The sequence below is a fragment of the Gluconobacter kanchanaburiensis NBRC 103587 genome (assembly GCF_007988905.1).
Lineage (GTDB): Bacteria > Pseudomonadota > Alphaproteobacteria > Acetobacterales > Acetobacteraceae > Gluconobacter > Gluconobacter kanchanaburiensis.
In genome coordinates this window covers 233,610-253,134 of sequence record NZ_BJVA01000002.1, presented here as the reverse complement: position 1 = coordinate 253,134, position 19,525 = coordinate 233,610, and the positions used below count along the sequence as shown (strand labels likewise).

The 19,525-nt window shown below is 61.2% G+C and carries 18 protein-coding genes; 9 read left to right on the top strand and 9 right to left on the bottom strand.

Going from position 1 to position 19,525, the window contains the following annotated elements; translation table 11 throughout:
• Positions 1-60: 60 nt before the first annotated feature.
• The 3 genes from GKA01_RS02755 to GKA01_RS02745 are packed head-to-tail and all read right to left on the bottom strand — an operon-like array spanning position 61 to position 2,386.
• Positions 61-261: a hypothetical protein gene (locus GKA01_RS02755; RefSeq protein ID WP_228119854.1), complete on the bottom strand. Its 201-nt coding sequence runs from the start codon at positions 259-261 to the stop codon at positions 61-63.
• Positions 258-2,138, bottom strand: coding sequence for a ferrous iron transporter B (gene feoB, locus GKA01_RS02750; RefSeq protein ID WP_146858974.1), 1,881 nt, complete (start codon positions 2,136-2,138; stop codon positions 258-260). The genes GKA01_RS02755 and feoB overlap by 4 nt, the downstream gene beginning before the upstream one ends.
• A gap of 5 nt (positions 2,139-2,143) precedes the next feature.
• Positions 2,144-2,386 (bottom strand): FeoA family protein, encoded by a 243-nt coding sequence (locus GKA01_RS02745; RefSeq protein ID WP_194265827.1) that lies wholly within the window; start codon positions 2,384-2,386, stop codon positions 2,144-2,146.
• A gap of 453 nt (positions 2,387-2,839) precedes the next feature.
• On the opposite strand from GKA01_RS02745, the gene GKA01_RS02740 reads away from it, so the two are divergent.
• Entirely contained in the window at positions 2,840-3,133 is a 294-nt protein-coding gene (locus GKA01_RS02740; RefSeq protein WP_371859245.1) for a metal-sensitive transcriptional regulator, read from the top strand.
• A 13-nt stretch (positions 3,134-3,146) separates the two neighbouring features.
• On the opposite strand, the gene GKA01_RS02735 is transcribed toward GKA01_RS02740, so the two are convergent.
• From GKA01_RS02735 to GKA01_RS02720, 4 genes are all read right to left on the bottom strand, one after another.
• Positions 3,147-3,464 (bottom strand): hypothetical protein, encoded by a 318-nt coding sequence (locus GKA01_RS02735; RefSeq protein ID WP_146858972.1) that lies wholly within the window; start codon positions 3,462-3,464, stop codon positions 3,147-3,149.
• A 41-nt stretch (positions 3,465-3,505) separates the two neighbouring features.
• Positions 3,506-4,297, bottom strand: a complete 792-nt coding sequence (locus GKA01_RS02730) for a copper resistance protein B (RefSeq protein ID WP_146858970.1) — start codon at positions 4,295-4,297, stop codon at positions 3,506-3,508.
• A complete protein-coding gene (locus tag GKA01_RS02725) occupies positions 4,294-6,102 on the bottom strand; it encodes a copper resistance system multicopper oxidase (RefSeq protein ID WP_146858968.1) in 1,809 nt (602 codons plus the stop codon). The genes GKA01_RS02730 and GKA01_RS02725 overlap by 4 nt, the downstream gene beginning before the upstream one ends.
• A gap of 86 nt (positions 6,103-6,188) precedes the next feature.
• A complete protein-coding gene (locus GKA01_RS02720; RefSeq protein WP_146858966.1) occupies positions 6,189-6,584 on the bottom strand; it encodes a hypothetical protein in 396 nt (131 codons plus the stop codon).
• Between the two features lie 445 nt (positions 6,585-7,029).
• On the opposite strand from GKA01_RS02720, the gene GKA01_RS02715 reads away from it, so the two are divergent.
• Positions 7,030-9,405, top strand: coding sequence for a heavy metal translocating P-type ATPase (locus GKA01_RS02715; protein WP_146858964.1), 2,376 nt, complete (start codon positions 7,030-7,032; stop codon positions 9,403-9,405).
• A 21-nt stretch (positions 9,406-9,426) separates the two neighbouring features.
• Here GKA01_RS02715 and GKA01_RS02710 read toward each other — a convergent pair whose 3' ends face one another.
• Both GKA01_RS02710 and cysK read right to left on the bottom strand, forming a co-directional pair.
• Positions 9,427-10,095 carry an RBBP9/YdeN family alpha/beta hydrolase gene (locus tag GKA01_RS02710; RefSeq protein WP_146858962.1) on the bottom strand — a complete coding sequence of 223 codons (669 nt, stop codon included), beginning with the start codon at positions 10,093-10,095 and terminating at the stop codon, positions 9,427-9,429.
• A 123-nt stretch (positions 10,096-10,218) separates the two neighbouring features.
• Complete coding sequence (gene cysK, locus GKA01_RS02705) at positions 10,219-11,214, bottom strand: cysteine synthase A (RefSeq protein ID WP_146858960.1); 996 nt, start codon at positions 11,212-11,214, stop codon at positions 10,219-10,221.
• Between the two features lie 335 nt (positions 11,215-11,549).
• On the opposite strand from cysK, the gene GKA01_RS02700 reads away from it, so the two are divergent.
• The 7 genes from GKA01_RS02700 to xdhB all read left to right on the top strand — a co-directional run bounded on the left by GKA01_RS02700 (position 11,550) and on the right by xdhB (position 19,524).
• Positions 11,550-11,741 carry a hypothetical protein gene (locus GKA01_RS02700; protein WP_146858958.1) on the top strand — a complete coding sequence of 64 codons (192 nt, stop codon included), beginning with the start codon at positions 11,550-11,552 and terminating at the stop codon, positions 11,739-11,741.
• Positions 11,742-11,788: 47 nt separating this feature from the next.
• Positions 11,789-12,799 (top strand): ABC transporter permease, encoded by a 1,011-nt coding sequence (locus GKA01_RS02695; RefSeq protein ID WP_228119853.1) that lies wholly within the window; start codon positions 11,789-11,791, stop codon positions 12,797-12,799.
• Positions 12,796-13,779, top strand: a complete 984-nt coding sequence (locus GKA01_RS02690; RefSeq protein WP_146858956.1) for an ABC transporter permease — start codon at positions 12,796-12,798, stop codon at positions 13,777-13,779. Before GKA01_RS02695 ends, GKA01_RS02690 begins: the two co-directional genes overlap by 4 nt.
• Complete coding sequence (locus tag GKA01_RS02685) at positions 13,769-14,722, top strand: ABC transporter ATP-binding protein (protein WP_146858954.1); 954 nt, start codon at positions 13,769-13,771, stop codon at positions 14,720-14,722. The genes GKA01_RS02690 and GKA01_RS02685 overlap by 11 nt, the downstream gene beginning before the upstream one ends.
• The gene (locus GKA01_RS02680) at positions 14,719-15,651 is read left to right on the top strand and encodes an ABC transporter ATP-binding protein (RefSeq protein ID WP_146858952.1); all 933 of its coding nucleotides are present in this window, start codon (positions 14,719-14,721) and stop codon (positions 15,649-15,651) included. Before GKA01_RS02685 ends, GKA01_RS02680 begins: the two co-directional genes overlap by 4 nt.
• Before the next feature lie 104 nt (positions 15,652-15,755).
• Complete coding sequence (gene xdhA / locus GKA01_RS02675; RefSeq protein WP_146858949.1) at positions 15,756-17,216, top strand: xanthine dehydrogenase small subunit; 1,461 nt, start codon at positions 15,756-15,758, stop codon at positions 17,214-17,216.
• Positions 17,209-19,524 (top strand): xanthine dehydrogenase molybdopterin binding subunit, encoded by a 2,316-nt coding sequence (xdhB, locus tag GKA01_RS02670; protein ID WP_146858947.1) that lies wholly within the window; start codon positions 17,209-17,211, stop codon positions 19,522-19,524. The genes xdhA and xdhB overlap by 8 nt, the downstream gene beginning before the upstream one ends.
• Position 19,525 lies beyond the last annotated feature (1 nt).

Below are 19,525 nucleotides of genomic sequence, written 5' to 3'. Positions count from 1 at the left end.
GCGCTGGAATGTTGAACAGGCGTTAATCGCGCGTGGTCAACGGACGTTCGGTAAGATGACTTAGTGACAGCCGCCCTTGCCGGACCGATCACAGCCTGAACATCCGCCGCAACCCTTGCTCTTTCCTGCATCCACACGGGACGGAGGGGCAAGGCCGACCGTCGTCCGCAGACGTCCCCAGCCTGCGGGGAACAGGCGTGCATACCAGTAAATGGCCGCAGCACAGACGATCAGAACGACAACGACAACTTCAATCATCATGCAATTCCCGTAATGGCTCGGGTGATGTGATAGGTGAGAAACGCAGCAAGATAGGCGAGGCCAAACAGATACGCCGCAGCCCACAGAACGGTTTTGATGGAACCGGTTTCCCGGCGCATGACAGCCAGCGTCGAAATGCATTGCGGCGCATAGACATACCAGGCCAGAAGCGAAAAGGCCGTGGCCATGCTCCACTGTGTCGAGAGCAGCGGCAGGAGTTTGTCGGCCGCGCCGTCATCCGTGGCCCCGATGGCATAGACGGTCGCCAGTGAACTGACGGCCACCTCACGCGCCGCAAGACCTGGAATCAGCGAAACGCAGATCTGCCAGTTGAAGCCGATGGGGGCGAAGACCCATTGCATCAGATGGCCGATGCGTCCGGCCAGACTGTAATCGATGGCCGCACCTGGAGCGCCCGCGGGCGGTAGCGGGAAGCTCGACAGCGCCCAGAGCAGCACGTTCAGCGAGACGATGATCGTGCCCACGCGCGAGAGAAACATCACGGCCCGCTGCCATAGTCCGAGTGTGAGACTCTTGAGGTTCGGGCGGCGATAGGGGGGGAGTTCGAGCAGCAGCGGATGTTCTTCGGACTTGACCCCCCTCGTCATGACACGGGCAGCAATCACGCCGCTGACGATCGCCACGGCATAGAGTCCGAACAGTACAAGCCCCTGAAGCCCGAGAATTCCGAGCACGGTGTGGTGAGGTACGAACGCACCGATCAGCAGCGTATAGACCGGCAGACGTGCCGAGCAGGTCATGAGGGGCGCGATCAGGATCGTGACCAGACGGTCGCGCGGATTCTGGATGGTCCGGGCCGCCATGATGCCTGGAATGGCACAGGCGAAGCTCGATAGCAGGGGAATGAAAGAGCGACCGCTCAGCCCGGCAAGAGCCATCAACCGGTCCAGCAGGAATGCCGCCCGAGGGAGATAGCCGGATTCCTCAAGGGCCAGAATCCAGAGGAAAAGGATGAGGATCTGCGGCAGGAATACGATGACCGTGCCCGCCCCCGCGATTACCCCGTCCGCCAGCAGGCTGCGCAGGACGCCGTCCGGCAGGGGTTTGAGAACGATCTGCCCGAAGGTCGATATCCCACTGTCCAGCCCGTCCATGAGCGGCTGTGCCCAGGCGAAAACGGTCTGGAACATGACGAACAGCACGATCAGAAGAACGACAGGTCCCCAGATCGGGTGCAGGAACAGCCGGTCCAGCCGGTCAGTCAGGCGATCCGTCCCTGTGGAGGGATCGACGACATGTGCGGCCAGCAGCCGCCGGACTTCCATATGGAAATCGATCCCGGCCGGCAGGGCGCTGGGCGGGGCTGGAAGAGAAAGGTCGAGGGCCTGAAGCAGCGGGATCACCCCGATCCGGTTAAGGCTGATGACGGGGACGATCGGCATTCCCAGATCGGCCTGCAATCCGGCCACATCAATTCGCAGGCCATTCCGCCGGGCTTCGTCCATCATGTTCAGAGCGACGATGACAGGAAGGCCGAGCTGCTTCAGTTCCAGTAGGAAGCGCAGATGCAGGCGCAGATTGGTCGCCGAAATGACGGCCACTAGCATTTGCGGTTGCGGTTCGGACCGATGACGCCCTAGGCAGACATCGCGTGTGACGTCTTCGTCAGGACTGGTTGAATCAAGACTGTAAGCCCCGGGCAGGTCCAGAACGCGGATCGCGCGGCCACCGGGAGTTGTGAAAAAGCCTTCCTTGCGCTCGACCGTCACCCCCGCGTAATTCGCGACTTTCTGCCGGCTCCCGGTTAGCTGGTTGAACAGGGACGTCTTGCCGCAGTTCGGATTTCCGACGAGGGCAATATGCAGCGGGGCAGGCAGAGGTGAGGCAGATGTCTGCGGAGAGGCTGTCGAACTCATGAATGTCAGGAAACAGCCCGCAGACCGACCCGGGCGGCTTCACCACGACGCAGAGCAAAACGCGATGTTCCCAGACGAACCGCGATCGGATCCCGGCCCATCGGCCCGGTTGCAACGACCTGCACGGGTTCACCTGGCACAAATCCCAGCTCTCCCAGACGGGTGGCGATCGGGTCCAGAGGCGCACGCTGTTCGATCTTTTCGATCACGGCATGTCCGCCCTTGGGCAGTGTATCTAGATACAACATCAGTTCCGTACCCCGGTCATATGGCAGGGTCTCACAGGCCCAGCCTGTTTCCTAAATAGGCTGTTCCGGCTCCTGCGGGAAGAGGAGTGAGAATGATTTGCATCAAGAGAAGGCAACCAATGGCGCAAATCCCTGGTTTTATAATAAATTTTACAAATGGCTGCGATCTGCTTTCCAGCATGGGACAGGGGTATGACCGTGTAGACAAAAATCGTTCTGAAAGTCGGGAATGGCAAGGTTTATCTGGTGTGAAAAAGGGGCCCTGGGAGCGTGGAAATACGAACCTGCATCGTGACACTGGAAATTTCGGCCAGAGCGGAGCATACAGCGGTCTGTGGGCGCTGAATGGGCGGACATGGCCCCATGATGTTATGTTCGGATGTCTGACAGAGGGCGGATTCTGTAATGGCACTATCCCATAAAGAACATGCGGCGGATGTCTGTGAGAACTGCATGCCGATGGACGATGATGGCCGGCGTGTTGAACAGCCCCGCAAGAAGGCTCTGACGAACCGCGTGCGTCGGATCGAAGGGCAGGTCGGCGGTGTTCTCAACATGATCGAGAACGACCGCTATTGTGTGGATATCCTGACCCAGATTTCCGCCATCAAGTCGGCGCTGGATGGTGTGTCTATCCAGATCCTGTCTGCCCACGCCAATGGCTGTGTGCGCCGTGCGGTGCAGGACGACGGGGGAGAAGACGCGATTGACGAGCTTCTCCAGGTCGTTCGCCGGATGATGCGCTGAAAAGCCTGCGCGCTCAGCGGTCCAGCGTTTCGCTTGGTGCAGACTGGTTCGTCATGCCCATGTTCATTTTTTGACAGGCGGCGCGCTGCTGCTTCATTTTCGGCGTCAGCGGACTGTTCTGTTTGTTGAGCTTCTCAAGATGCGCACACAGGGCCATCTGTTGATTCATGTTTAGTCCGGCCATCGGGTCCTGTGTTTTGGGGGAGGACATGGTCATGGGGCTTTTGCCGCCCATATTCATATGGCTCATGTCCATGCCAGACATAGACGGATCGGCGTAAGCTGTGCTGGTGGTGAGAAGGGCGGTCAGTACGAGTAAAATCTTGCGCATGATGTCGGGCTTCCGGTTTTGTTTGAATGGAAAATCGATGATCAGAACCAGCTTCGGACGCCGAGACTGAAGCGGACGGAGCCGGTGTCGTCGTGCTGGTCACGGGCGATCCGGCGGGCCTGAGTGAGATATCCGGAGTAGGTCACGGCTATGTAGGGCGCGAATTTCCGCCAGAGTTCGTATCGCAGGCGCAGACCTGCATCGACATCCGACAGGCCGGCGCCAGCCTGACGTCCCACATCGGATTTCGTGTAGAAATTGAACTCGGCCTGCGGCTGAAGGATCAGACGGTTGGTCAGCAGGAAGTCGTAAGAACCTTCCACGCGGGTGGCGAAACGTCCGCGATCGCTGACATAGGCCGTGGCCTCGAACTCGAACTCGTATAGCGCCAGACCCTGAATGCCGAACGCGCCCCAGGTGCGGGTCGGGCCGTCATCGAGGTCCATTCGTACGCCGCCCTGAAGGTTCCAATAGGACGAGATGGAGCGCGTATAGAGCAGTTCATGGTCGCCATCGCTCATGCGCCCTTTTTCCAGCGTGCCTTCGGATTTCAGCCAGATCTTGTTGTAGTCACCGCCGAACCAGGCTTCGCCATCCCAGCGGAAATCGGTGCCGCCGGGTGCATATCGACCTTCAAACTGGTTGAAGATGCCGTGCAGCCAGGTGCCCTGATCCATGGCGGGTTTGATGTTACCGATATAGACGACCGGGGTCGCCTCCGGCGCATCGGCGGCGTGATAGACCGTCTGGTCGGCGCGGGCCGTGCCGGATGCCAGCGCGAGGAATGACAGAGTTGCAAGGGCCAGAACTGCGGGGGAAAGGGCGTGTTTCATGTCACGATCACCGTGCGGAACATGCCCAGATCCATGTGGTATAGTAAGTGGCAGTGATACGCCCACATGCCAGGGGTATCGGCTGTCACGAGATAGCTCAGCTTCGAACCCGGCTGGGAAATGACGGTGTGTTTGTACGGGCGGTAGTCGCCCTGACCGTTTTCCAGTTCGCTCCACAGACCGTGCAGATGGATCGGATGTTCCATCATGGTGTCGTTGATGAGCGTGAAGCGCACACGTTCGCCAAGCTTGAGGCGGATCGGGCCGGATTCCGAGAACTTCCGGCCGTTCATGCCCCAGATATACCGCTCCATATTGCCGGTCAGATGGAGGATGATTTCCCGCGTTGGCGGTCGCAGGTCCGCTCCCGGGCGTGTGGCGCGGAGCTGTCTGTAGTTCAGGACGCGGCGGCCGTTGTTTTCCAGCCCGTCACCGGGGCTGCCGGTGCGGTCGATCGGCATCATGGCGCGCATCTGGTTTTCGACATTGATGGGCGGCGGGCCGGGATCGTTCACTTCCATTTTCGGCATGGCCATGTGGCTCATATCCATGCCGTGCATGTCCATCCCGGCCATGTCGCCATTCATTTTCATGCCCGACATGTCTGCGGACATATCCATGTCCTTCATGCTTTCTCCGGGCTTCATGTTCCCCATGCCCATATCCACCATGGTGCGGGCCGGGCGCGGGTCCATCGGCGGGATAGGCGCAATCATGCTCTCGTGGGGGGCGAGGGTCCCGCTTGCGTAGCCGGTGCGGTCCTCGCTCTGGGCGAAAATGGCATAGGCGCGGTCGTCCTTCGGCTGGACGATCACGTCATAGGTTTCCGCCACGCCGATGCGGAACTCGTCCACGGGAACAGGTTCGATATCGTTGCCGTCCGCCTGCACGACCAGCATTTCGAGTCCTGGAATCTGGACATCGAAGAACGTCATGGTCGAGCCGTTGATGAAACGCAGGCGCACTTTTTCGCCGGGCCTGAACAGGCCGCTCCAGTTCATGTCCGGGGCGTGCCCGTTCAGCGTGTAGGTGTAGATCGCGCCCGAGACGTCCGCGATGTCGGTCGCGGCCATGCGCATTTTCGACCAGGCCAGACGGTCCGCGAGGGCCGCACCCGCACTTCCGGCCTCGCGCGCTTCTTTCGGGAAAGACGCCGCCGTGCGCTGGCGGAAGACGTAATAATCGTCCTGCATCTTGAGGTTGCTGATGATGTCATGGGGCATGACATCCGTCCATTCGGCGAGGAAAATGACGTAATCGCGGTCGCAGGCGTTCGGGTCCGGGTGGCGCGGGTCGATGACCATCGCACCATACAGGCCCATCGCTTCCTGCATCCCTGAATGGCTGTGATACCAGTAGGTGCCGCTCTGATGGAGTTTGAAGCGGTAGGTGAAGGTCTCGCCGGGGGCGATGCCACCGAAGCTCAACCCCGGGACACCGTCCATGTTCGCGGGCGTGCGGATGCCGTGCCAGTGGATCGAGGTCGGTTCATCCAACGTGTTGGTCACGTTGATACTGACGGTATCGCCCTGTCTGAAGCGCAGGATCGGGCCGGGCACCGTGCTGCCGACGGTCGGGGCGTGCATGGTCTTGCCATCGAGCGAAATGCGCGTGTGGCCCACTTTCATATCCCACCGGTCAGAGGGGTGGGGGGGTATAATTCCCGAGGAGGCCCTGAGAGGGACGGCCGTGGAAGAGAGCGCATGTGAGGTCCGGGGCAGGGCTGCCAATAGGCTGCCTGCGCCGATTCCTGTCACGAAACGCCGTCGTGTCACGCCGCCGCGGAAGCGGGACGGAAAGGTCATGAGGAGAAATCCGCGAAAATGACTAAGGATCAGGCCCTGAATGCCCATTCCGGGCAGCAGGACGGGTCCACGCCGTCAGGCGTGTGTCAGATCGCGCGGGTTCTGGGAGGTGGGGAGGCGGGGATCCAGTCCTTGCCGCTGAAACGGTCGTGTGCGCGAGGCGCAAACACATTGGACCCCGTACGGTCAGGAGCGGACGGATGAACGGAGGTCAGCGTCAGCATCGGCTCCGTCGAGACCGCATGCGTATGGCAGCAGCCACCGGAAGACGGCTGCGAATGGGGAACCGCATGCAATGCTGTCGCTGTGCAGCAATCGGCCATGTCGGCGTTCTGATGGTGCGCCATGTGATGCATCATCATATGGTGGGGAGGCTGGGTCTGCGTTGTGGCCTGCGCGGTGGACGCACCCAACATCAGCCCGACCTGCATCAGCAGGCAGGCCAGCAGGCCGATCCAGATCCGGGCATGTGTCCTGAGCATCAGAAATCCCAGCAAAAATAAGAAACAGGGCACCAGGGCCGCTGAATCCGGTAGAATTCTATACCCGGCAGGGGGATAGGGAAAGAGTTTTTTGGCGAAGGAAAAACCGGCCGAACTTGTTCCGGACTGGATGTAAAAATATATACCCCACCTCAATATAAGAGCTGGCTGTCTGTTCCAAGCGGAACGCGCACGGGACCGTCAATCTGGTACGTTATCAGACCGCCTGGACGACATCGCCGACTGGGGGACGTGCTCTCTTCCGGTGCACATCAGAGGCTCGCTGTGGCAAGGGCTCTTCTTTTCCGGCTTCCGGATACCATCTTTGTCAGGCTGGTTCATCGTGCGGCTTTGACAGCTTTTCATGCTTGAAAAATAGGGTGGAGGGGTATATCTCTTGCGAGATCCTTGCAGAATTCTCCCAGCCGACAGGAGCTATCTTCAGATGTCAGAAACGATCAGTTTCCCCGTCGGTGGTATGACCTGCGCTGCCTGTGCCGCCCGAGTTGAAAAAGTCCTCAACCGTCAGGAGGGCGTGAAGGCGACTGTCAATTTCGCTTCCGAACGCGCACAGGTTGCTTTTGAAAATACGGCGTCCTCAGTGGAAAGCGTCGTGGCGGCCGTGCGTCGTGCGGGCTTCTCTGTGGACGAGCAGAGCCTCGACCTGTCGCTGTCGGGCATGACCTGCGCGGCCTGCGCGGCGCGGATCGAAAAGATCCTGAACCGTCAGCCCTCCGTGCAGGCCAGCGTCAATTTCGCGGCGGAGCGCGCGCATATCAATTACATTCCGGGCGTGGTCGAACCGGCAGATCTGATCGGGAAAATCGAAAAGGCCGGTTTTGGCGCAACAAGACTAGGCGAGGGAACGCGCGAAGACCCGAAGGCCAAGCGCGAGGCCGTCTGGAAGCGCGAGCGCAACCGCTTCATCCTGACGCTTATCCTGTCTCTGCCGCTCTTCGCAGAAATGATAGGCATGTTCTTTGGGCGCATGATCGTACCGGTTCCGGTGCAGTTCCTGTTCGCCACGATCGTGCAGTTCGTCTGTGGCGCGCGTCTGTATCGCAGGGCCTGGAACGCCGTGCGTGGCGGCTCGGCCAACATGGATGTTCTGGTTGTTCTGGGAACATCCATTGCCTGGCTGTTCAGTGCTGTTGTCGTGGTGTTCGGACTGCACCAGCATGTCTATTTCGAAGCCAGTGCGTCCATCATCACGCTGATTTCGCTCGGCAAACTCATGGAGACGCGCGCCAAAAACAGGACCAGCGCCGGCATCGAAAGCCTGCTTCAGCTTCAGCCGCAGATCGCGCATGTCGAGCGTGACGGCGCGATTGTGGACCGCGCGGTCGCCGACATGCATGTCGGCGATATTTTCGTCGTGCGTCCGGGCGAAAGCGTGCCGGTGGATGGCGAGATCATCGAGGGTTCTTCTGAAGTCAACGAGTCCATGCTGACGGGTGAGAGCGTTCCGCTTCTCAAGGAAGTGGGCAACGAGGTCTTTGGTGGCACCATGAACGCCAACGGCGCGCTGCGTGTGCGGGCGACGGGCGTGGGCGCGGATACGGCGCTGTCCCGCATCGTGAAAATGGTCGAGCAGGCGCAGGGCTCCAAGGCAAATGTGCAGCGTCTGGCCGACCGTGTGTCTGGCATTTTTGTCCCGACCGTGATCGGGATTGCCGTCCTCACCTTCCTGATCGGCTGGGCCGTGACGGGTTCCGCGACCTGGAGCCTCGTCTCGGCGGTGTCCGTTCTGGTCATTGCCTGTCCGTGTTCGCTGGGTCTGGCCACGCCGACCGCCATTATGGTTGGGACGGGACGTGGTGCGCAGTCCGGCATCCTGTTCCGTAACGCCGATGCGCTGGAGCGGGCCGAAAAGCTGAAAACTCTCATTGTCGACAAGACAGGTACCCTGACACAGGGCCGCCCGACCGTCGCTGCGGTGCATCCGGCGGCGGGGGTATCCGTGGAGATGCTTTTGGGTGTCGCATACGCGCTGGAGCATAATTCCGAGCACCCACTGGCCCGCGCGATTGTGGATTATACGCAAAGCCATGGTGTGGCCGCGTCCTTCGTGGCTGAGGATTTTCAGGCGGTTCCGGGCAAGGGCGTCGTGACCCGGCTTGGCGGACAGGAAGCCCGTCTGGGGTCTCCGGCCTTCATGCAGGCGAGTGGTCTGGATATGTCTGACCTGCCGGTCGCTGCGCTGGAAAGCCAGGGCAATACCGTTATCGCCGTAGCGCAGGGCGGTCAGTTTCTGGGGATCATCGCACTGGCTGATGAACTCCGGGCGGATGCTGTGGCGACCGTGAAAGCCCTCAAAGCGCGGGGCATCCGGGTCGTGATGCTGACGGGCGACAATGAACGCGCCGCTTCGGTCGTCGCGAAGCAGGTCGGCGTGGATGATTATCTCGCTGGCGTGCTGCCCGAGCATAAGGCAGATGGTGTGGCGAAATACCGGGCGCAGGGTGGTCTGGTTGGTATGGTCGGCGATGGCATCAACGACGCGCCGGCTCTGGCTGCTGCCGATGTCGGGTTCGCTATTGGCGCGGGCTCTGCCGTGGCTCTCGATACGGCGGATGTCGTTCTGATGAAAAGCGAGATGATGGGCGTTCTGGATGCGATCTCACTGTCCAACGCTACGCTGTCCAAGATCAGGCAGAACCTGTTCTTCGCCTTCATCTACAACATTCTGGGCTTGCCGCTGGCAGCGTTCGGGATGTTAAGCCCGATCGTAGCAGGGGCTGCCATGGCCATGAGCTCGGTGTCGGTCGTTAGCAATTCTCTGCTGCTTAACCGCTGGAAGCCGCTCGCAGGGCAGAGATGAAACAGGGTGCTCCGGACAGGATCACTGCATCCGGAGAGGCAGTTTTCTGCGGGTGAAGTCCAGAAGGGCCGTCGCGCCATGTGCCCATAATCCCAGAGGTTCGCTGCTGCCGATATGGCCTGTGGCGCCAGCATTTACGAAATCTGACTGCCAGGCTGCGGCCAGTTCGCGTGCGCGGCTGATCGAGAGCCACGGATCGTTGCTGCTGGCTACGACGGCAGAGGGGACCGGCAGTGGTGTCGTGGGCAGGGGGCTGAAACTCCGGATGCGCCCCACATCCGGGTGGGTTGTCTGATCGACATCCGCCGGAGCGACGAGAAAAGCCCCCGCAACGTTACGGCCTCCATGTGCATTCAGCCATCTGGCCGTCAGAACGGCCCCCAGACTATGGGCGATCAGCAGAACGGGCCGTGACGCTGCGTCTACAGCACTCGTAAGGGCCGCCTCCCAATCCTCCGGGACCGGATTTTCCCAATCTTTTTGCTGAAGGCGCCTGAGGCCGTAAGCCTGTTCCCAGTGGGACTGCCAGTGATCGGGACCTGAGCCAAACAGTCCGGGAACCAGAAGAAGATCCACCTGCTGTCCGAGACGCTGAAAGGCGCCTGCAATTCGCTGGTGTGTCGCGTCAGGCAGGCCCTGGGACGTCCAGGCGGGATCGAAAAATGTTGGGCGGCCGGAAAACAGGTTCATGACGTCATCTCCTCTCGGCCGCATCGATCCTTTCAGAAAAAGATCGGAGCAGGGCGTTGATTTAATAACGAACACATATAGATGTTAAATAAAATAACTTTATTGAAAAGTTATAAATACCTTTCAGGCAAGTCCTTCAAAGAGCTGGGTAGACAGGTAGCGTTCGGCAAAGGACGGCACGATGGCCACGATCGTTTTGCCGCGATTTGCGGGTTTGCGGGCGAGTTCCATCCCGGCAAACAGGGCAGCTCCAGAGGAAATGCCGATAGGAATCCCCTCGACTGCCGCACATAGCCGCGCAGTGACCAGAGCTTCCTGCTCGGAGACCTCAAATACGCCGTCCAGCGCCTTGAGATCCAGTGTGTCGGGCTCGAAACCTGGTCCAATGCCCTGAATTCCGTGCGGACCCGGCTCATCCCCATGCAGAACTGCGCTTTCCCGGGGTTCCACACCATAGATCTTGATGGATTTACGATGTTTCTTCAGGCCATGAGCGATCCCTGAAGCCGTCCCACCCGTTCCCAGGCCGGCGACGACCATATCGACCTTGCCTGCCGTATCTTCCCAGATTTCCTGCGCTGTTGTGGCCTCGTGTACTGCCGGATTCGCGTTGTTCTCGAACTGGCTCGGCATCCAGGCATCGGGCAGCGTGCGGTTGAGCTGTTCAGCGCGCTCGATGGCACCAGCCATGCCACGGGATGCGGGCGTTAACTCGGTTTCCGCTCCCATCAGGCGCAGCATCTTGCGCCGTTCGGTCGAGGCGTTTTCCGGCATAGTCACGATCAGCCGGTATCCCAGTGCCACAGCCGCGAAGGCCAGCGAAATGCCGGTATTGCCGGAAGTTGGTTCAATCAGCACCGTGCGTCCCGGCGTAATCAGGCCACGTGCTTCGGCGTCCCGTAGCATGGCTACGCCGATCCGGTCTTTGACGGAGCCGAGCGGATTGAAAAACTCAAGCTTGAGCAGCAATCGACCGTTGAGATGCTCGCGCTGGGTCAGATGCGGTAGTGCGACCAGGGGCGTGCCTCCCACCGTTTCCAGAAACGAGTTGAAAACGCGACCACGGGGGGCGGCATAGCTTTCAAACGGGGCGGGAGATAGCGAAACCTTCTTACTCATGCCCATAATCTAACACGGGAAATAGGGGGAATGGCAGCCGGTAAATGAGGGCTTTCATTACAACGAAATGAAAAAGTTAATACAATAACAATCTTAATATCACGACATTGGAGTACGTTATATGTTGACGCCCTTATGTCGCACGTCGTATCCGGATTGCTTTAGTGGCATCAACAGCAGCAGGGCCGGTCGGTCAATGATGTGTCGAATGTGTAGCTCGCAGCGCAAACGCTGCTTCGCTTCAGGTCCGGAGGCAATCGTCTTCGGCGTCTCATAAAGTCCGACATTTGACCCGACCATCGGGCTGTCGGGTTCTTCCTCCGGGGTCCGACATTATGCTTGGTTCAACCATTATCGAAATCAACGGCGTCTTTCTCGGCGCGGCCATTCTGGTCAGCACAAGCGGGGCGCGACGTTTTTACGCCGCACATGACAGTGTGCGGGCACTTCATGATGAACTTCTTCCCGATCTGGGGACGCTCCAGCAGCGTATCCGTCAGCATGTGCGTAAACTGTCTCTCTCATAGTCTGATTGCGAAGAGCCTCTTATGTCCGGGCGCGTCCGTGCGGTAGAATGGAAAAAGATCACGGACCGGAATGGATGGGAGCAGGCGTGGAAGGAAGTTACCGGCGGGTTGTCCGCGCTGTTCTGACACGCCGTGACGGTGCTTTCGCGGCTCTGCTTTTGGCTTTCATTCTTGCCGCCTGCCTGTCCGCCCCGCTTTACGCCACACTCAATGGCGTCGATCCGTTCTCGTCCGACATCGCGGGCACGACCATTCGCAATGGACAGCGCGTCGATCTGATGCAGCCGAACGACAATCCGCTCCATCTGGGGCTGAGCCCGATCGGGCCGGACTGGCAGCCAGGGCCTTATGTTCTCGGAGCGGACTCCCAGGGGCGGGACGTGGCAGCGCGTGTGCTTTACGGCGGCCGCAATTCCCTGCTGATCGCGGCGGCGTCCGCGACGCTCTGTTTGTGTCTGGCGGCGTGCCTAGGGATCTGCGCCGGGTATTTCGGCGGCTGGATCGACCTGATCCTGTCGCGCATTCTGGACATGCTCTGGGCGATCCCGGTTTATCTGTTTGCGATTTCACTGTCCGTTGTCACGGTCGGACATGGCATCCGGCTTGGTTTCATCACCATCGGCGCGGATAATCTGCTGATTCCGGTCGGGATTATTGCACTGGTGTACGTGCCCTATGCCGCCCGGCCTTTTCGTGCGCGGGCACTGAGTCTGTCTCAGGCGGGGTTTGTAATGGCAGCGCGCGGGATGGGCGCGTCGGATTTTCGTATTCTATGGCGGGAGATCCTGCCGGGGCTGATGCCGACCATGGCCGTGCTCGCGCCTCTTGTGATGGCATTGTGCATGCTCGCGGAATCCGCGCTGTCATTCCTGTCGCTTGGTGTGCAGGCGCCGGCGGCGTCATGGGGGACGATCATTCAGGATGGCGAAGGGCTGCTTTATACGCGCCCTGTGGTGGCGATTGCTCCGGGCGTTGCGATCGTGTTGACCGTTCTGGCACTGAATGTTCTGGGCAATGCGCTGCGGGATCAGATTGATCCGAAAGGTGTGGCTCGATGATCCGGGGTTTTGCCTCCCGGACCGGGCAGATGCTGCTGGTCATTTTCGGGATTTCCGTTCTGGTGTTCGCAATTTTCTTTGCGACGCCGGGTGCGGACCCTACGGCGCGAATTGCCGGGCGCGGGGCCAGTCCGCAGGTCGTGGCACGCATTCGGGCGGAGTATGGTTTCGATCGTCCGCTGCCCGTTCAGTATTTAAAGATGATGGAAAAGCTGTTCATCAGCAGGGACCTGACGTCTTTCGTCAATCATGGGCAGCCCGTCGTGCCAGAAGTGTTGCAGGCGGCCCCTGTAACGCTTTCGCTCGTGTTGTGGGCTGCCTTTTTCTGGGTCAGCGGGTCGCTGGTGTTTGGGATTGCGTCGGCGGTGCTTCGCGACAGCTGGGTGGACCGGCTGCTGATGGTTTTGGGGTTGGTCGGGCTGTCCATACCGGTGTTCTGGCTCGGCGAGGTCGTCAATCTTGTCACGCAGAGCCGCTGGCATGACACGTTGCTGTTCCGCTGGGTGCCGCCGCTTGGGTATGTGCCGTTTTCACAGAGCCCGTTCGGCTGGGCGAAGGCACTGTTTCTGCCGTCTTTGACGCTCGCTGTTGCGTTCATTGGTTTATATGCGCGGGTTCTCCGCTCCGAACTGCTGACCGCTATGGGTGAGGATTCCATCCGCACGGCGCGCGCCAAGGGGGCGGGGCCGGTGCGGGTATGGCTGTGGCATGGTCTGCGGCTGTCATGGCTGAGTTATGTGTCGCTGTTCGGACTGGATTTCGCGCAGCTTCTGGGAGGCGGGGCGCTTCTGACGGAAGTCGTGTTTGCTCTGCCGGGCGTGGGGCGGCTGACCTATCAGGCGCTGGCGACGCTCGACCTGCCGCTTATCATGGCGACGGTCATGTATGCCGCCGTTTTCGTCGTCGTCGCCAATGCGCTGGTGGACGGGCTCTATGCCTTGCTGGACCCGCGGATCAGGGAGGGACGGCATGGAGGCTGAAGTGCTTCTGAAGCTGCATCACCTGCATCTGGAACTGTCGAACGGAACAGCGCTGCTGGAAGATGTGTCCCTGAACGTGCGGCGCGGGGATGCGCTTGGCGTGGTGGGAGAATCCGGGTCCGGGAAGAGCCTGACGGCCATGAGTGTCATGGGATTGCTGCCGGGGCTGAGGGCTTCGGGCTCCATCCGTTTCGAGGGCCGCGAACTGCTGGGGCTGAAGGATCGGGAGTGGCGTCGTCTGCGCGGTGCGGGCATGGCCATGATTTTTCAGGACCCGATGACGGCGTTCCTGCCGGTCCGCTCCATTGGCGCGCAGATTGATGAACAGATCCGCCTGCATGAGCGTGTCAGCCGCCGTGAGGCGCGGGCGCGGACCGTGGCTCTGCTGGGGCGGATGGGGGTGCCTGATCCGGAAGCCGCGGCGAAACGCTATCCGCACCAGCTTTCCGGCGGTTTGCGTCAGCGCGCCATGATCGCGATGGCGCTGTCCTGTGGCCCCGCACTTCTGATCGCGGATGAGCCGACCACGGCGCTCGATGTCACGGTGCAGGCACAGATCCTGACATTGCTGTGCGAAATCCGCGACAGCGGGGCGGGTGTGATGCTGATCACTCACGACATGGGCGTCGTGGCGCAGACGTGTACTCATGTGGCGGTCGTGTATTCCGGGCTTGTCGTGGAGCAGGGGCCGGTTGCGGCGGTGATGGCGCGACCGCTGCATCCTTATACGCAGGCGTTGCTGGAGGCGATCCCGCCGTTGGATGGTCCGAGGCCTGATGCACTACCCACCATTCCGGGGCGTCCCTCGGCTCCGGATGCGCGGCCGGAAGGCTGTGTTTTCGCGCCGCGCTGCCGCTTTGTGCGCCCGGACTGTGCCGTGCGTCCTGCGTTGCGGGAGGTGGAAGAAGGGCGGCGCGTGGCCTGCGTGCTGTACGACGCATGACCATTCTTCTTGAAGCGAAAAATCTCAGCAAACATTACAGCCTCGCGCGTGGTGAAACCCTGCGGGCCGTGAGCGATGTCTCGCTGGCCGTGCATCGCGGGGAGGCGCTGGCGCTGGTCGGGGAGTCCGGCTGTGGCAAGTCCACGCTGGGCCGGACGCTGATCGGGCTGGGCGCGCCGAGTTCTGGCGAGGTGTTCTTTGACGGTGAGCGGATTTCCGGCCTGTCGGACCGGGCGTTGCGCCGCTGGCGGCCGCGGATGCAGATGGTGTTTCAGGACTCGTCCTCGACGTTCAATCCGCGTCGGACCATTGGCGACACGCTGGCGGAACCAATGCGGATCCATGGACGGGCCGGCATTGCCGAACGGATCCGGATGCTGCTGGAACAGGTCGGGTTATCGTCTTCCGTCCTGTCCCGCTATCCGCATGAGTTCTCGGGTGGGCAGCGGCAGCGTCTGAACATTGCCCGCGCCTTGATGCTGGGGCCGGATCTTCTGGTCGCGGATGAGCCGACATCCGCGCTGGATGTGTCGGTGCAGGCGCAGATCGTGAATCTGCTGCGGGATCTGCGCAATTCGCTGGGTGTGGCGTGCGTGTTCATCTCCCATGACCTAGCGGTCGTGCGGCAGATGGCGGACCGGATTGCTGTCATGTATCTGGGACGGATCGTGGAGGAAGGGGACGTGCTGGCGGTTCTGGAAGCCCCGGCCCATCCTTACACGCGGGCGTTGCTGAACGCAGTGCCACGCCCTGACCGGCCGTTGCCTCCGCCGCTCAAAGGCGACGTGCCGAGCCCGATCCATCCGCCGCAGGGCTGTGCGTTTCATACGCGCTGTCCGCTGGCTCAGCCGCGATGTTCGCAGGAACGGCCGGAACTTCGGCCGGTCGGGGAAGGGCGGACGGTCGCCTGTCATTATCCGCTGCTCTAGAAAAAGCAACGCTTCGTTCCGATCTTGGATATAGACGGCAACGCCTGCCGTGGGGCACAGAAGTCTGCACGCCCCTTCGTATTTTTTGCCCGAGATCCCGCCCGATGCGCCAGACTGTCCGTTTTTATCTGGGGGACGACCTCTGCACGCTCAGGGATATCTCCCCGACCCTGACCCTGCTGGACTGGCTGCGTGATCGTGGCCGGACCGGCACTAAGGAAGGCTGCAATGAAGGCGATTGCGGGGCCTGTACGGTGCTGGTCGTCCGGCTTGAAGACGGGCGGCTGAACTGGCGGGCGGTCAATGCCTGCATTCAGTTCGTCAGTATGCTGGACGGTGCTCAGGTCTTTACAATCGAAGACTTGGGAACGGCTGATGAGCTGCATCCCGTGCAGACGGCCATGGTCGAGCAGCATGGGTCGCAATGCGGGTTCTGCACGCCGGGTTTCGTCATGTCGATGGCGGCCTATCGCAAGACCGAAGGCGCGACAGCAGACGATCAGGCCATTGATGACGCGCTCGCCGGAAATCTATGCCGCTGCACCGGTTATGCGCCGATTGTGCGGGCCATGAAACAGGCGATGGCGGCGGGGCCGGACCGTTTCGATGCGCAGGTAGAGGCCATTGTCGACCGTCTGACCGCGTTGCAGGACGGCGAGAGCGTGAGGCTTGAAGGGCCGGAGGGCACGCTCAGCATCCCGGCGTCTGCGGACGATCTGGCGGAGATCCTGCTGGCCGATCCGGAAGCGACCATTGTTGCGGGAGCCACGGATGTGGGGCTGTGGGTGACGAAGGGGATGCGTCGCCTGAAGCATGTCGTGTCGATCGGGCGGGTTCCGGAACTGCGGGCTTTGAGCAGAACGCCTGAAGGACTGCGGATCGGGGCTGCGGTGACCTATCAGGACGCGCGCCCGGCCATTGCGGAGCTGCTTCCGGATGCGGGGGAAATGATCCGGCGTCTGGGCTCTACGCAGGTGCGGAACAGTGCGACGGTGTGTGGGAATATCGCGAATGGCTCCCCGATCGGCGATGGACCGCCGATGTTCATTGCGGCCAATGCGACGCTGCATCTGCGGCGCGGGGCGGAGCGTCGGTCCATCGCGCTGGAAGACTATTTCATCGCTTACGGAAAGCAGGACCGGCAGCCCGGCGAGTTCGTGGAGGCCCTGACCATTCCTGTTCCCGAACGGGGTTCTCAGTTCCGGGCCTACAAGATTTCCAAGCGTTTCGATCAGGATATTTCTGCTGTCCTCGGGGCTTTCATGGTTGAGACGGACGATCAGGGCCGGATCATCATGGCCCGGCTGGCCTATGGCGGCATGGCGGCTACGCCAAAGCGGGCGTCGGGCGCGGAAGCCGCACTGCTCGGACGGGTCTGGAATGAGGAGGCGCTTGAGGCTGCACGGGCGGCAATCATGGAAGATTTCGCGCCCCTGACCGATATGCGGGCGAGTGCGTGGTACCGGCAGACCGTTGCCGCCAATCTGCTGACGCGGTTCTTTGAGGAAACGACAGGAAGCAAACAGGCGCGTCTCGCCCGGACGGGAGGGCTGGCGCATGTCTGATCTCGTTCCGGGCGCTGCGTCCACCAGCATGAAGCATGAAAGCGCGCTGCTGCATGTGACGGGGCAGGCGGCGTATATTGATGATCTGCCTGAACCACGCGGCACGCTGCATCTTGTGCCGGGGCTGAGCACGAAGGCTCATGCGCGGATCGTCTCGATGGATCTGGACGCCGTGCGCGCCGCGCCGGGTGTCGTGTGTGTGCTGACGGCGGATGATGTGCCGGGCGAGAACCAGATCAGCCCGGTCCATCGGGAAGACGAACCGCTTCTGGCGACGGATCATGTCCATTTCTGGGGGCAGACGATGTTCGCCGTGGTGGCGACATCGCGTCAGGCGGCGCGTCAGGCCGTGCCTCTGGCGAAGATCGAATACGAGGAAATGCCCGCGATCCTGAACATCGCGCAGGCGCGGGAAAATGGCGGCGCGATGGTCTGGCGGTCCCTGACCATGCAGCGCGGGGATGTGGAGCGTGGCCTGAAAGCCGCGCCGCGCCGCCTCTCGGGGCAGATCGAGATTGGCGGCCAGGAGCATTTCTATCTGGAAGGGCAGGCCGCGCTCGCCCAGCCCGGAGAGGCCGGAGAAATGCGCGTCTGGTCGTCCACGCAGCACCCGTCCGAGACGCAGCATCTGGTCGCGGCTGTGCTCGGGCGGCCGCATCATCTGGTCACAACGGAAGTGCGACGGATGGGCGGCGCGTTCGGTGGCAAGGAGACACAGGCCAATGCCTGGGCCTGTCTGGCCGCCATCGCTGCTGACCGGACGGGGCAGGCGGTCAAGGCGCGTCTGGACCGTGATGATGACATGATGGCGACCGGGAAGCGGCATGACTTCCTGATCGACTATGACGTCGGCTTTACGGATGAGGGCGATATTCTGGCCGTGGACATGGTTCTGGCGGCGCGGTGCGGCTGGGCGGCGGATCTGTCTGGGCCGGTCACGGATCGTGCGCTGTTTCACGCCGACAATGCCTATTTCTATCCCGATGTGCGTCTGAAATCCGAGCCTTTGCGGACTAACACCCAGTCCAACACCGCCTATCGCGGTTTTGGCGGACCGCAGGGGATTGTGGCGGCGGAACGGGTAATCGAGGAAGTCGCGTTTGCGACCGGACTTGATCCCGTGACGGTCCGACTTCGGAATGTTTATGGGGCCGGGACGCGCAATCTTACACCGTATCATATGACAGTCGAGGACTCGATTACGGCCGAGATCCTGACAACGCTGGTTGAACGCTGTGAGTATCAGGCGCGCAAGGCCGAAATCAGGGCGTTCAACCGCACCAGCCGCATTATCCGTCGCGGGATTGCGCTGACGCCGGTGAAGTTCGGGATTTCGTTTACCGCCACGCATTACAATCAGGCCGGCGCGCTGGTGCATGTCTATACGGACGGCTCGGTTCAGGTGAACCACGGCGGGACGGAAATGGGGCAGGGGCTGCACACCAAGATGGTGCAGATCGTCCTGCGCGAGTTCGGCCTGACGGCGGATCGCGTCCGCATCACGGCCACGACGACCGGGAAAGTGCCGAACACGTCCGCTACGGCGGCATCCTCGGGGGCGGATCTGAACGGCATGGCAGTGCTGGATGCGGTGCGGAAGATCAAGAATAGGATGATCGTCTTTGCCGCTGAGAAGTGGGGCGTGGCGGCTGAAGATATCCATTTCCGGCCGGATGGGGTGCATGTCGGCGCGGAGGTCATGACCTTCCAGCAGCTCGCCTGGCAGGCCTATTTCGCGCGGGTGTCGTTGTCGGCCAACGGGTTTTACAAGACGCCGAAGATTTCCTGGAATCCCGAGACGGGGCGCGGGCGACCGTTTTTCTATTTCGCTTATGGCGCGGCCTGTGCAGAAGTGTCGGTCGATCTGCTGACGGGCGAGCACAGTATTGACCGTGTGGATATCCTGCATGACGCCGGGCAGTCCCTGAACCCGGACATTGATATCGGCCAGATCGAGGGCGGGTTCGTGCAGGGGGCGGGCTGGCTGACAACGGAGGAATTGGTTTGGGACCCCGCTGGACGTCTGCGGACGCATGCGCCCAGCACCTACAAGATCCCGGCCTGTTCCGACCGGCCACGGATTTTCAATGTGGAACTGCTGGAAAACGCGCCCAACCGGGAGGAGACGATTTTCCGTTCCAAGGCCGTGGGAGAGCCGCCTTTCGTGCATGGGGTTGCGGTTTTGCAGGCCATTTCGGACGCCATCGCCAGTCTGGACGACTACCGGACTTGTCCGAAACTCAATGCACCGGCCACGCCCGAGCGGGTTCTGAAAACCCTGATGGCGCTGCGGGAAAAGGCTGGCTGAT

Bases quoted from the DNA above. Each gene is read 5' to 3' on its own strand.
- GKA01_RS02755 (WP_228119854.1), bottom strand. From the start codon at position 261: ATGATGATTGAAGTTGTCGTTGTCGTTCTGATCGTCTGTGCTGCGGCC.
- feoB (WP_146858974.1), bottom strand. From the start codon at position 2,138: ATGAGTTCGACAGCCTCTCCGCAGACATCTGCCTCACCTCTGCCTGCC.
- GKA01_RS02745 (WP_194265827.1), bottom strand. From the start codon at position 2,386: ATGTTGTATCTAGATACACTGCCCAAGGGCGGACATGCCGTGATCGAA.
- GKA01_RS02740 (WP_371859245.1), top strand. From the start codon at position 2,840: ATGCCGATGGACGATGATGGCCGGCGTGTTGAACAGCCCCGCAAGAAG.
- GKA01_RS02735 (WP_146858972.1), bottom strand. From the start codon at position 3,464: ATGCGCAAGATTTTACTCGTACTGACCGCCCTTCTCACCACCAGCACA.
- GKA01_RS02730 (WP_146858970.1), bottom strand. From the start codon at position 4,297: ATGAAACACGCCCTTTCCCCCGCAGTTCTGGCCCTTGCAACTCTGTCA.
- GKA01_RS02725 (WP_146858968.1), bottom strand. From the start codon at position 6,102: ATGACCTTTCCGTCCCGCTTCCGCGGCGGCGTGACACGACGGCGTTTC.
- GKA01_RS02720 (WP_146858966.1), bottom strand. From the start codon at position 6,584: ATGCTCAGGACACATGCCCGGATCTGGATCGGCCTGCTGGCCTGCCTG.
- GKA01_RS02715 (WP_146858964.1), top strand. From the start codon at position 7,030: ATGTCAGAAACGATCAGTTTCCCCGTCGGTGGTATGACCTGCGCTGCC.
- GKA01_RS02710 (WP_146858962.1), bottom strand. From the start codon at position 10,095: ATGAACCTGTTTTCCGGCCGCCCAACATTTTTCGATCCCGCCTGGACG.
- cysK (WP_146858960.1), bottom strand. From the start codon at position 11,214: ATGAGTAAGAAGGTTTCGCTATCTCCCGCCCCGTTTGAAAGCTATGCC.
- GKA01_RS02700 (WP_146858958.1), top strand. From the start codon at position 11,550: ATGCTTGGTTCAACCATTATCGAAATCAACGGCGTCTTTCTCGGCGCG.
- GKA01_RS02695 (WP_228119853.1), top strand. From the start codon at position 11,789: ATGGAAAAAGATCACGGACCGGAATGGATGGGAGCAGGCGTGGAAGGA.
- GKA01_RS02690 (WP_146858956.1), top strand. From the start codon at position 12,796: ATGATCCGGGGTTTTGCCTCCCGGACCGGGCAGATGCTGCTGGTCATT.
- GKA01_RS02685 (WP_146858954.1), top strand. From the start codon at position 13,769: ATGGAGGCTGAAGTGCTTCTGAAGCTGCATCACCTGCATCTGGAACTG.
- GKA01_RS02680 (WP_146858952.1), top strand. From the start codon at position 14,719: ATGACCATTCTTCTTGAAGCGAAAAATCTCAGCAAACATTACAGCCTC.
- xdhA (WP_146858949.1), top strand. From the start codon at position 15,756: ATGCGCCAGACTGTCCGTTTTTATCTGGGGGACGACCTCTGCACGCTC.
- xdhB (WP_146858947.1), top strand. From the start codon at position 17,209: ATGTCTGATCTCGTTCCGGGCGCTGCGTCCACCAGCATGAAGCATGAA.